Source organism: Flavobacterium sp. (assembly GCF_013822155.1).
In the GTDB taxonomy this organism is placed as follows: Bacteria; Bacteroidota; Bacteroidia; order Flavobacteriales; family Flavobacteriaceae; genus Flavobacterium.
Genome location: NZ_PNJW01000029.1, coordinates 25844 through 36420, shown reverse-complemented (window position 1 = coordinate 36420; position 10577 = coordinate 25844). Strand labels below are relative to the sequence as shown.

The 10577-nt window shown below is 32.0% G+C and carries 13 protein-coding genes; 7 read left to right on the top strand and 6 right to left on the bottom strand.

The window, feature by feature from the left end:
* The 3 genes from C0512_RS08860 to C0512_RS08850 all read left to right on the top strand — a co-directional run.
* A partial coding sequence (locus C0512_RS08860; protein WP_290860698.1) for an FKBP-type peptidyl-prolyl cis-trans isomerase occupies positions 1-607 on the top strand: 607 nt, incomplete at its 5' end.
* A 1-nt stretch (position 608) separates the two neighbouring features.
* Positions 609-1685, top strand: coding sequence for a hydrogenase formation protein HypD (gene hypD, locus C0512_RS08855; RefSeq protein WP_290860696.1), 1077 nt, complete (start codon positions 609-611; stop codon positions 1683-1685).
* Between the two features lie 2 nt (positions 1686-1687).
* On the top strand, positions 1688-2407 hold the full coding sequence (locus C0512_RS08850; RefSeq protein ID WP_290860694.1) for a sulfite exporter TauE/SafE family protein: 720 nt from the start codon (positions 1688-1690) through the stop codon (positions 2405-2407).
* A gap of 10 nt (positions 2408-2417) precedes the next feature.
* On the opposite strand, the gene C0512_RS08845 is transcribed toward C0512_RS08850, so the two are convergent.
* On the bottom strand, positions 2418-2600 hold the full coding sequence (locus tag C0512_RS08845; protein WP_290860692.1) for a CAL67264 family membrane protein: 183 nt from the start codon (positions 2598-2600) through the stop codon (positions 2418-2420).
* Between the two features lie 191 nt (positions 2601-2791).
* Between C0512_RS08845 and C0512_RS08840 the strand changes: the two genes are divergently transcribed.
* The gene (locus C0512_RS08840) at positions 2792-5023 is read left to right on the top strand and encodes a M20/M25/M40 family metallo-hydrolase (RefSeq protein ID WP_290860690.1); all 2232 of its coding nucleotides are present in this window, start codon (positions 2792-2794) and stop codon (positions 5021-5023) included.
* Between the two features lies 1 nt (position 5024).
* On the opposite strand, the gene holA is transcribed toward C0512_RS08840, so the two are convergent.
* Positions 5025-6029 (bottom strand): DNA polymerase III subunit delta, encoded by a 1005-nt coding sequence (gene holA, locus C0512_RS08835; protein ID WP_290860688.1) that lies wholly within the window; start codon positions 6027-6029, stop codon positions 5025-5027.
* A 62-nt stretch (positions 6030-6091) separates the two neighbouring features.
* Here holA and C0512_RS08830 point away from each other — a divergent pair, with 62 nt between their 5' ends.
* The 3 genes from C0512_RS08830 (at position 6092) to C0512_RS08820 (ending at position 8484) form a co-directional block, all read left to right on the top strand.
* Positions 6092-6544 (top strand): type I restriction enzyme HsdR N-terminal domain-containing protein, encoded by a 453-nt coding sequence (locus C0512_RS08830; RefSeq protein ID WP_290860686.1) that lies wholly within the window; start codon positions 6092-6094, stop codon positions 6542-6544.
* Positions 6545-6574: 30 nt separating this feature from the next.
* A complete protein-coding gene (locus C0512_RS08825) occupies positions 6575-7585 on the top strand; it encodes a glycosyltransferase (protein WP_290860684.1) in 1011 nt (336 codons plus the stop codon).
* 62 nt (positions 7586-7647) lie between these two features.
* Positions 7648-8484: an OmpA family protein gene (locus C0512_RS08820; protein WP_290860682.1), complete on the top strand. Its 837-nt coding sequence runs from the start codon at positions 7648-7650 to the stop codon at positions 8482-8484.
* 76 nt (positions 8485-8560) lie between these two features.
* On the opposite strand, the gene C0512_RS08815 is transcribed toward C0512_RS08820, so the two are convergent.
* The 4 genes from C0512_RS08815 to rpsF all read right to left on the bottom strand — a co-directional run bounded on the left by C0512_RS08815 (position 8561) and on the right by rpsF (position 10440).
* Positions 8561-9181 (bottom strand): L-threonylcarbamoyladenylate synthase, encoded by a 621-nt coding sequence (locus C0512_RS08815; RefSeq protein WP_290860680.1) that lies wholly within the window; start codon positions 9179-9181, stop codon positions 8561-8563.
* Positions 9182-9299: 118 nt separating this feature from the next.
* On the bottom strand, positions 9300-9737 hold the full coding sequence (rplI, locus tag C0512_RS08810; protein ID WP_290860678.1) for a 50S ribosomal protein L9: 438 nt from the start codon (positions 9735-9737) through the stop codon (positions 9300-9302).
* 62 nt (positions 9738-9799) lie between these two features.
* Positions 9800-10096: a 30S ribosomal protein S18 gene (gene rpsR / locus C0512_RS08805; protein ID WP_026711263.1), complete on the bottom strand. Its 297-nt coding sequence runs from the start codon at positions 10094-10096 to the stop codon at positions 9800-9802.
* A 5-nt stretch (positions 10097-10101) separates the two neighbouring features.
* Entirely contained in the window at positions 10102-10440 is a 339-nt protein-coding gene (gene rpsF / locus C0512_RS08800) for a 30S ribosomal protein S6 (RefSeq protein ID WP_290860674.1), read from the bottom strand.
* Positions 10441-10577 lie beyond the last annotated feature (137 nt).

Genomic DNA, 10577 nt, shown 5'->3' with positions numbered 1-10577 from the left:
AGGACATGTGGGAAAAACGGAGGAAAAAGACAAAATTTCCTATTCAGCAGGGGTTGTTATGGCATTAAGCTTAAAAGATATTGGTTTTGAAGAAATTAAATATGAAGATTTTGTAGATGGAATGCAATCAATCTTTGAAAAGTCCAATTCAAAAATTTCTCCCAAACGTTCCATTGAAATTTTCAATAATTATGTAGCTCTATTACAAGAAGAATTGAAAGTTAAAAATGCAGAAATTGGAAAGAATTTTCTAGAAAAAAATGCAAAAAAAGACGGAATTATTTCGTTACCCAGCGGTTTACAATTTGAAATTTTAATGGAAGGTAACGGAAATATCCCAAAATCAAGAGATAGTGTATCAGTAATTTATGAAGGATATCTACTCAATAACAATGTATTTGATTCAACAAAAGATACCGGGGCACAACAAATGCGAATTGCTGAAACTTTAAAAGGTTGGCAAGAAGTATTACAATTAATGCCGGAAGGTTCTCGATGGAAAGTATATATTCCGCATTATTTAGCCTACGGAGAAATTGGTGCTCCGCCAATGATTCAACCTAATTCAACTTTAGTTTTTATTATTGAACTTATAAAAATAGTTTAAAATGAAATACCTTTCTGAATATAGAAACCCGGAATTAGTAAAGCATTATTTGTCAGAAATGCATAAAATTGTTACAAAACCATGGAATATCATGGAAATTTGTGGTGGTCAAACGCATTCATTAGTTAAAAACGGATTGTTAGAACTCCTTCCTAAAAATATCTCGATGATTCACGGCCCGGGTTGCCCCGTGTGTGTTACTCCTATTTCTTTAATTGACAAAGCAATTGAATTGATAAAACAAGGTGTAATTATGTGTTCATTTGGTGATATGATTCGTGTGCCGGGTTCATCAAAAAGTCTATTGCAAGCCAAAGCAGATGGTGGTGATTTACAGATTTTATATTCTCCATTAGAAGCCGTTAAAATTGCAGCAAAAAATCCGGATAGAGAAATTGTTTTTTTTGCCGTTGGTTTTGAAACAACGGCTCCCAGTAATGCCTTAGCAGTAATTTATGCTCAAAAATTAGGCTTGACGAATTTTACCCTTTTGGTATCTCATGTGTTGGTTCCTCCGGCCATGGAAGCCATTTTATCTGATGAATTTTGTACCATCGATGCCTTTTTAGGTGCCGGACACGTTTGTACAATCATGGGATTGGAAGAATATTATCCTATTGCGGCTAACTATAAAATTCCAATTGTGATTTCAGGATTTGAACCCGCTGATTTGATTCAAGCAATTTATCATGCTGTTTTGCAACTTGAAAACGGAAAATATGAAGTTGAAAATCAATATACCCGATTAGTAAAGGAAGAAGGAAATGTTAAAGCTAAAGAAGTAGTTAATCAAGTTTTTGAAATTGGAACGCAAGAATGGCGTGGAGTTGGAAAAATAGACAATAGCGGTCTTGTGATGCGTGAAGATTATAAAATGTATGATGCCAATGCTAAATTTTCAATTCAAATTAACAATTACCAAACAGATAAAAATTGCATCGCTGGTGAAATATTAAAAGGAAAGAAAAAACCACATGAATGTCCGGAATTTGGCAAAAAATGTAAACCCTCTAATCCACTGGGAGCTCCTATGGTATCTTCTGAAGGTGCTTGTGCTGCTTATTTTAATTACCTTTAATAATGATTGGAATTTTATTGATTGTTTATGCCGGATTAGAACACGCTTTTGAAGTAGATCATTTATTAGCTGTAAATAATTTAGTAACCAATAGAACTAAAATAAAAGAAGCTGTAAAAGATGGAATATATTGGGGTGTTGGTCATACTTTGACCATTTTTGTTGTTGGAATTTTAATGATTGGATTTAAAGTAGCGGTTAATAAACATGTTTTTAGCTATTTAGAAGCTACAGTTGGAATAATGTTAATAGGTCTTGGAATCTATCGTTTGTTGAAATTATTTAAAAAAAATATACATTCACATACTTATTCTCACAAACATTCACATTCCCACAGTACTGGAATTACCCATTCGCATTTACATTCGCATACATATAGCCATTCCCATTCGAATGTGATTTTAAATCATGAACATCCTACAAATTTGAATAACTTTAAAGCTGCTTTTAGCATTGGATTAGTTCATGGATTAGCTGGAAGCGGAGCTTTGGTGGTTTTAGTACTCACACAAATGCAAAGTGCTTTACAAGGACTTATTTATATTTTCATATTTGGAATTGGCTCCATTTTAGGAATGTTTTTAGCATCTGGACTATTCAGTATTCCATTCACTAAAAGTTTTTTAAAATCTCCAAAATTACAATTTACATTAGTAATCATTTCTTCTTTATTATGTATAGTCTATGGATTTAAAGTCGTTTATGAAAATCTATTTGCTTAAATTATAATCATTAAACCCTTCCTTTCAAAGCATTAAAAACCCAGGCAATAGCTAAGAAACCAATTCCTGTAGAAGCAAATCCCCAACCGGCAACATCATCATATCGAAATGCTCCCATGCCAATCAAAAGAAGACCCATTATAATCATTATAAAAGTAGCCCAAGCTAATACAGTGTTTTTATTCATTCCCATGATGTGTAGTGTTTGTTTTTTGGAAATACAAATGTCGACATAAATAAATTAAATTTAAAACCTTTAGATGCCTTTTTCCATTTTTTCCGAACCTACACAATATTACAATTGTTTTGGAGTTTTTTATTTTTTGTATATTTGTGAAATACTTATTTTTATAAGGTTTGTAACCCTCAAAATTCTAATTTTTTATGCGTTTTTTTACATTTAAATTCTACACAATAGTATTACTCTTTTTATTTATTAGTTTTACGGTTCTTGCACAGGAAAATCGTTTAAAAAACATTCAAAAGTTAACTTTTGGTGGTGACAATGCCGAAGCCTATTTTAGTCCGGATGGAAAAAAATTAACGCTTCAAGTGACCAACAAAGCTTTTGGAGTTCCTTGTGATCAAATTTTTATGCTTGATTTACAAGAAAAAGAATTTTCTGAAAAAAGTTTAAAACTTGTTTCTACGGGAACAGGCAGAACTACTTGCTCCTATTACATGCCGGATGGCAAACATATTTTATATGCTTCTACCCATGCTTCAAATCAAGCTTGTCCTGCCGTACCGAAATCTCCGGACGGAAAATATTTATGGGCGATTTATCCCGAATTTGATATTTATATTGCCGATTTAAAAGGAAATATCACTAAAAAATTAACCGACTCTCCAGGTTATGATGCTGAAGCAGTAGTTTCTCCCGATGGTAAAAAAATTGCTTTTACGAGTATTAGAAGTGGCGATTTAGAACTTTGGACGATGGATATAGATGGTTCAAATTTAAAACAAATTACTTTTGGTTTAGGATATGACGGAGGTTGTTTCTTCTCTCATGACAGTAAAAAATTGGTTTTTCGTTCATCGAGACCAAAAACCGAAGAAGCCGTTGCTGAATACAAAGCCTTATTAGCGGAAAATTTGGTAGCTCCCTCAGACATGGAAATTCATACTTGTAATGTTGACGGTTCTGATTTAAAACAAATCACACATTTAGGGAAAGCAAATTGGGCTCCTTATTTTCATCCCTCAGATAAGAAAATTATTTTTTCTTCCAATCATCATTCAACAAGAGGATATGACTTTCAATTGTATATGATTGATATTGATGGAGAAAATTTGCAACAAATTACGTGGGAAAGCGAATTTAACGCCTTTCCAATGTTTTCACCTGATGGAAAAAAATTAGTTTTTTCAAGTAATCGTCAACAAGATAAAGCAAGAGAAACTAATGTTTTTATAGCAGATTGGGTTGATGGTGATGTAGCTGAATTGGCTCAACCAAAATCATTAAAAAAGAATATTTCTTATTTAGCTTCTGATGAATTAAAAGGAAGGTTGACCGGTTCGAAAGAAGAACAAATGGCTGCCGATTATTTAGTTCAAGAATTAAAAAGTCTGGGAATCAAACCCTATGAAGGAAAAAATTATATTCAGAAATTTGACTATAAAGTGCGTTTAAACCCTCATGACTCATTAGATCTTAAAAATAATACCGGCAGAAACGTCATTGGTTTTTTAGACAATAAAGCAACTAAAACAATTGTAATTGGTGCTCATTATGACCATTTAGGATTAAATGAACACAATCATTCAGCTAAACCAAATTCAAAAGGTGAAATTCACAATGGTGCTGATGATAATGCTTCGGGTGTTGCGGCTGTGTTAGAATTGGCCCGTATGTATTCTAAAAATAAAACAATTGAAAAAGTAAATTACATTTTTGCTTTCTTTTCGGGTGAAGAAGATGGATTGATTGGTTCAAAATTTATGACTTCAACATTGAAAAATTATCATTCTAATGTGGTTTCCATGATTAATTTAGACATGATTGGACGCTTGAATGATTCTAAAAATCTAACTGTAGGTGGTGTTGGTACTAACCCTAATTTTAAAACAATTGTAGATAAAAACAAACCTGCCGGATTTAATGTAACATTGGACGAAAGCGGTGTTGGACCTTCTGATCATACTTCCTTTTATTTAAAAGATATTCCGGTTTTGTTTTTCTTCACCGGTACGCATACTGATTACCACAAACCCAGTGATGATGAGGATAAAATCAATTACTATGGTGTAAGAAATATTACTGATTATGTTTTTAGAGTTAGTAATGCTATTGCTGATTTAGACAAAGTTGAATTTGTTAAAACTAAAATTGATGCTCCAAAAACAGCTCCAAAATATAAAGTTACTTTAGGAATTATGCCTGATTATACTGATCATGGCGATGGTTTACATGTTGATGGTGTAACGGATAATCGCCCGGCTCAACTTGCCGGAATTCAAAGTGGTGATATCATTACAAAAATTGGAGATTGCGAAATCAAAGAGGTTTACGGCTACATGAAATGTCTTTCCGGTATCAATGCCGGTGACGAATTACCGGTTACATTCTTACGCAATGGAGAAACAATGACCGCTAAAGTTAAATTTTAATTTAATTAAAAATCTTAGCTAACATTTCTTTCAACAAATCAGATTCGTGCAATTGGTTCGCTCCTACTCCTTTACTTTTGACATCTATGTCGCGTAAAGTTGAAACAATTGCACTAACTTTTTTCATCGGAAAGTTTTTCAAAGCCAAATCAAAATCTTTCAAAAAATAGGGATTAACTTTTAAAACTTTGGCAACATTACCGGGGGATTTATCTTTTAATCCATGGTATTGTAACAAACTGGAGAAAAAACTAAAGACCATGCCAGTAGTCAAAACCATTGGATATTCCTTCTTATTTTGAGCAAAATGATCTGCTATGCGATAAGCTTGTAATTGGTTTCGTTCGCCAATTGCTTTTCGAAATTCAAAAACATTGAAATCTTTACTGAAACCTATATTTTCTTCGATGTGAGTTGGCGTAAAAGTGGTTCCTTTCGGTAAAATTATTTGGAGTTTTTCCAATTCATTATTTATCCTACTTAAATCTGTACCCAGAAACTCAACTAACATCGCGGTGGCTTTAGGTTCAATATGATATCCTTTACCTTGTAGAACTCTTGAAATCCATGTTCCTATTTGATTTTCGTACAATTTTTTACTTTCAAAAAGCAAACCTTCTTTCTCAATTAATTTAGTCATACTTTTTCGCTTGTCTAAGCTTTTGTACTTATACGCAATGACTAAAACCGTTGTTGGTTGTAAATTTTTCACATAACTCTCCAGTTTATCAATGTTACGTGACAATTCCTGAGCTTCTCGAACAATAATTACCTGACGATCGGCCATCATTGGATAACGTTTAGCAGCTGAAATAATATCTTCAATAGAAACATCTCTTCCGTATAAAACCTGTTGGTTAAATGCTCTTTCGTCTTCTGATAGAATATTACTTTCTATAAATTCAGTTAATTTATCAATATAATAAGGCTCTTCTCCCATCAAAAAATAGATCGGTTTGATGTTTCCGCCACTTATATCTTTGATAATTTTTGCTATTTCTTCCATTGATTTTAATAAGGCATAAATTTGAATGGAATTTTTACTGAATCAATTTTATATATTTGTACATGCAAAAACTGAATTTTTCTGACTATTCCTTTCGCTTCAAAAATAGTGAAAATAAAGTATCCGTGTTCGATGAAATCAGGAAAAAATTTATTGTTCTCACTCCGGAAGAATGGGTTAGAATTCATGTGGTTCAATATTTAATTCAAGAAAAAAACTATCCTAAATCTTTAATAAACGTCGAAAAGCTTATTAAAATTAATACAATAAGTAAACGATATGATATAGTTGTTTATCAACCGAATGGAGAAATATTTTTGTTGATAGAATGCAAGAAACCGGATGTAAGTATTAACCAACTCGTTTTTGATCAAATTGCACGATACAACTTAACTTTGAAGGCAAAATATTTAATGGTAACAAACGGACTAAATCACTATTTTTGTCAAATGGATTTTGAGCAGGAACGGTATGTTTTTTTAAAGGATATTCCTGACTATGAACTTCAAAGTTAATATTTTGCATTCCTTTATTCTATTCTTATTTTGAAGAAAATCGCAATCGTTATTCTTAATTGGAATGGGGCAAAACTTCTACAACAGTTTTTGCCTTCAGTTCTTTCCTATTCTCAGGAAGCAACAATCTATGTAGCCGATAATGCCTCGACTGACGAATCGATTTCTGTTTTAAGAACACAATTTCCATCGGTCAAGATAATTAAAAATACTTCTAATTTTGGTTTTGCACGAGGTTATAATGAGTGTTTAAAGTTTGTAGAGGAAGAAATTTATTGCTTGGTCAATTCAGATATTGAAGTTACTGAAAACTGGTTGGCTCCAATATTGGAACTATTCGACAAAAACGAAAAAGCAGCTATTATTCAACCAAAAATTTTAGATTTTAAAGATAAAGCCTATTTTGAATATGCCGGTGCAGGTGGAGGTTTTATTGATAGATTTGGTTATCCATTTTGCCGAGGTCGTATTTTCGATTCCATTGAAAAAGACAACGGACAATATAATGATGTCAAAAAGATTTTTTGGGCTTCCGGTGCCTGCTTTTTCATCCGGAAAAAAGTTTTTAGAGAATTAGAAGGATTTGATGCTGATTTTTTTGCACATCAGGAAGAAATTGATTTATGCTGGAGAAGTCATAACCTTCATTATGAAACCTATTATTGTGGGTTTTCAAAAGTGTATCATTTAGGCGGAGGAACGTTGTCGAATACAAATCCAAGGAAAACTTTTTTAAATTTCAGAAATTCGTTGTTTATGTTGGTTAAAAATTTGCCAACTGTTCATCTGATCTGGATTTTATTGATTCGGATGATTTTAGATGGTATTGCCGGAATTCAATTCTTGTTTCAAGGAAAATTTTCACATTTTACAGCAATAATTAGAGCCCATTTTTATTTCTATGCTTTGCTGGTAAAAATGTTGCTTAAAAGGAAAAACAATCAGCAATCAAATTATTATTTCACCACGAGTATTATCTACCATTATTTCATCAAAAAGGAGAAAAATTTTGTTGATAAATTTAACAATAGTTTATCGTAATCAGGTTATGATTATAAGCTTTTTGGTGTTAATTTTGTAATAAATTTAAAAGGATAAGTTATATGAAAAAAGTCGTTTTATTATTAGCACTAGTTGCTCTTTCATTAGGTTCATGCGGCACGAAGAAAAAAATTGCCGAATTAGAGTCTAAAAACAAAGAGTGTCAGGATTTATTAAATTCTACAACCGTAAAGTTAAACATGTGTTTATCTGAAAAAGACATTTTAAATAATCAAATTGCTGATTTAAAAAAGACAAATTCAGATTTAATCAGCAATGTTGGAAATATGACAATGTTATCCACTAAAGGAGCAGAAAACTTAGAAAAATCATTAGAGAGTTTAAAAGAAAAAGATTTGAAAATCTCTCGTTTACAGGATGCTTTGACCAAAAAAGATAGTGTTACTTTAGCTTTAGTAACCAGTTTAAAAAGTTCGGTAGGTATTAATGATCCGGATATAGAAATAAATGTTGAAAAAGGAGTTGTCATGATTTCTATTGCTGACAAAATGCTTTTTAAATCGGGTAGTTACGAAGTTAGTGACCGAGCTAAAGAAGTATTAGGTAAAGTGGCAAAAGTCGTAAATGACAAACCAACATTTGAATGCATGGTTGAGAGTCATACTGACAACGTTCCTTATAGAAATGGTGTTTTACTTGACAATTGGGACTTGAGTGTTAAAAGAGCTACTTCTGTTGTTCGCGTTTTAACTAACGACCATAAAGTGAGCCCAAAACAATTAATCGCTGCCGGTAGAGGTGAATTCATTCCTTTAGTAGCAAATGATTCCACACAGAATCGTTCAGCGAACAGAAGAACTCGTATTATCGTTATGCCAAAAATTGATGAGTTTTATGATATGATAGAAAAAGAAATGAAAAACCAAGCAGGTAAATAAGATTGGTTATACATCAATAAAAAAAACGTACTGAACTTTCAGTACGTTTTTTTTATGCTTTTGTTTTATTATTCTTTTAAAAAATATTGCTATCACCTTTTCCTTCCCGGATTACAACCGGTTCACCCTCTGATAAATCAATAATTGTTGAAGGCTGATTATCACCATATCCACCATCAATAATTAAATCAACTTTATTTTGCCATTTCTCAAAAATCAATTCAGGATCAGTAGAATATTCTAACACTTCATCTTCATCATAAATAGAAGTTGACACAATAGGATTACCTAAAAGTTTTACAATTTCTAATACAATAGCATTGTTAGGAACGCGAATACCTACAGTCTTCTTCTTTTTAAATTCTTTTGGCAGATTGTTATTACCGGGTAAAATGAACGTATAAGGACCGGGTAAAGTTCTTTTTAAGATTTTAAAAGTTGCAGTATCAATTTGTCTGATGTAATCCGAAATATTGCTTAAATCATGACAAATAAAGGAAAAATTAGCTTTTTCTAATTTTATTCCTTTGATTTTTGCAATTCGTTCTAAAGCTTTTGTGTTGGTAATATCGCATCCTAATCCGTATACGGTATCCGTAGGATAAATTACTAAACCTCCATCTTTGAGCACTTTTACAACTTTTGCAATGGCAGCTTCATTAGGATTTTCAGGATATATTTTGATGAATTGAGACATTTTTTTAATTATTGTTGAGAGCAAAAATACATTAGAATTTTAAAACTACTGGTATATTTTTAAAATTAAGCATAAAAAAAGCCCTGCATTGCAGGGCTTTAAAATATTTTGCGTAAAATTATTCAGCAACTATTTCATAAGGCAATTCAACTACAACATTTCTGTGTAAACGCACAGTAGCTGCATATTTTCCGGTTCTTTTTACAGTTCCTGAAGTGATGAATTTTCTTTCGATTGGTTGACCTGCTTTTTCTAAAGCTTCAGCGATGTCAATATTGGTTACAGAACCAAATAATTTTTCACCACCAGCTTTTGCAGAAATTTTAATATCAAGAGCTTTTAAGGCTTCTGCTATTTTTTTAGCATCATCCACTACTTTTTGCTCTTTGTGTGCTTTTTGTTTCAAGTTTTCAGCCAATACCTTTTTAGCTGAAGGAGTTGCTAATGCAGCAAACCCTTGTGGAATTAAAAAATTTCTACCATATCCTGGTTTTACAGAAACGATATCGTCTTTAAACCCTAAATTTTGAACGTCTTGTTTTAAGATTAGTTCCATGTTGTTGTCCTTTTTTATAGAAGTTAGGTTCCGGTTTGGGAAACCAACAACTTAATTAATTATTATTTTAATAAATCCGCCACATATGGCATCAAAGCTAAATGTCTTGCTCTTTTAACAGCAACAGACACTTTTCTTTGGTATTTTAATGAAGTACCTGTTAATCGTCTTGGTAAAATTTTACCTTGCTCGTTAACAAATTTCAATAAAAAGTCTGCATCTTTATAATCAATGTATTTAATACCTGATTTTTTAAAACGACAATACTTTTTAATTTTATTGGTATCTATGTTCAAAGGAGTAAGATATCTGATATCTCCTTCTTTTTTTCCTTTAGCTGATTGCTCGATTGTTGACATAGTAATTACGCTTTAACTTTTAATTTTTCTCTTCTTCTCTCCGCCCAAGAAATTGCATGTTTATCTAAACTTACTGTTAGAAAACGCATAATTCTTTCGTCACGTCTTAATTCAGTTTCAAAGCTCAAGATTGATTCTGCAGGTGCTTTGAATTCGAATAAATGGTAAAAACCACTTTTTTTGTGTTGGATTTCATAGGCTAATTTTTTCAAGCCCCAATCCTCTTTGGATACCATCTGTGCCCCTTTGGCGGTAAGAAAATCTTCGAATTTGCTTACTGTTTCCTTTACCTGTTGTTCAGATAAAACGGGATTCAAGATGAAAACAGCTTCATAATGATTCATAATAATTTACTTTAAAATTGTTAAATTGGGTGCAAAAGTAAGAATTTAATTTGAATATCCAAGTCTAATAAGCAAATAATCGACATATAGCAAAAAAGTTGAAAAAAAATTAGTTTTTATCGATGAAATGCACTATG

What these genes read in the sequence shown, in the direction of transcription:
- C0512_RS08820 (WP_290860682.1), top strand. Translation starts at nt 7,648, where the DNA reads ATGAAAAAAGTCGTTTTATTATTAGCACTAGTTGCTCTTTCATTAGGT.
- C0512_RS08845 (WP_290860692.1), bottom strand. Translation starts at nt 2,600, where the DNA reads ATGGGAATGAATAAAAACACTGTATTAGCTTGGGCTACTTTTATAATG.
- C0512_RS08830 (WP_290860686.1), top strand. Translation starts at nt 6,092, where the DNA reads ATGCAAAAACTGAATTTTTCTGACTATTCCTTTCGCTTCAAAAATAGT.
- C0512_RS08850 (WP_290860694.1), top strand. Translation starts at nt 1,688, where the DNA reads ATGATTGGAATTTTATTGATTGTTTATGCCGGATTAGAACACGCTTTT.
- hypD (WP_290860696.1), top strand. Translation starts at nt 609, where the DNA reads ATGAAATACCTTTCTGAATATAGAAACCCGGAATTAGTAAAGCATTAT.
- C0512_RS08840 (WP_290860690.1), top strand. Translation starts at nt 2,792, where the DNA reads ATGCGTTTTTTTACATTTAAATTCTACACAATAGTATTACTCTTTTTA.
- rplI (WP_290860678.1), bottom strand. Translation starts at nt 9,737, where the DNA reads ATGGAACTAATCTTAAAACAAGACGTTCAAAATTTAGGGTTTAAAGAC.
- rpsR (WP_026711263.1), bottom strand. Translation starts at nt 10,096, where the DNA reads ATGTCAACAATCGAGCAATCAGCTAAAGGAAAAAAAGAAGGAGATATC.
- holA (WP_290860688.1), bottom strand. Translation starts at nt 6,029, where the DNA reads ATGGAAGAAATAGCAAAAATTATCAAAGATATAAGTGGCGGAAACATC.
- C0512_RS08815 (WP_290860680.1), bottom strand. Translation starts at nt 9,181, where the DNA reads ATGTCTCAATTCATCAAAATATATCCTGAAAATCCTAATGAAGCTGCC.
- rpsF (WP_290860674.1), bottom strand. Translation starts at nt 10,440, where the DNA reads ATGAATCATTATGAAGCTGTTTTCATCTTGAATCCCGTTTTATCTGAA.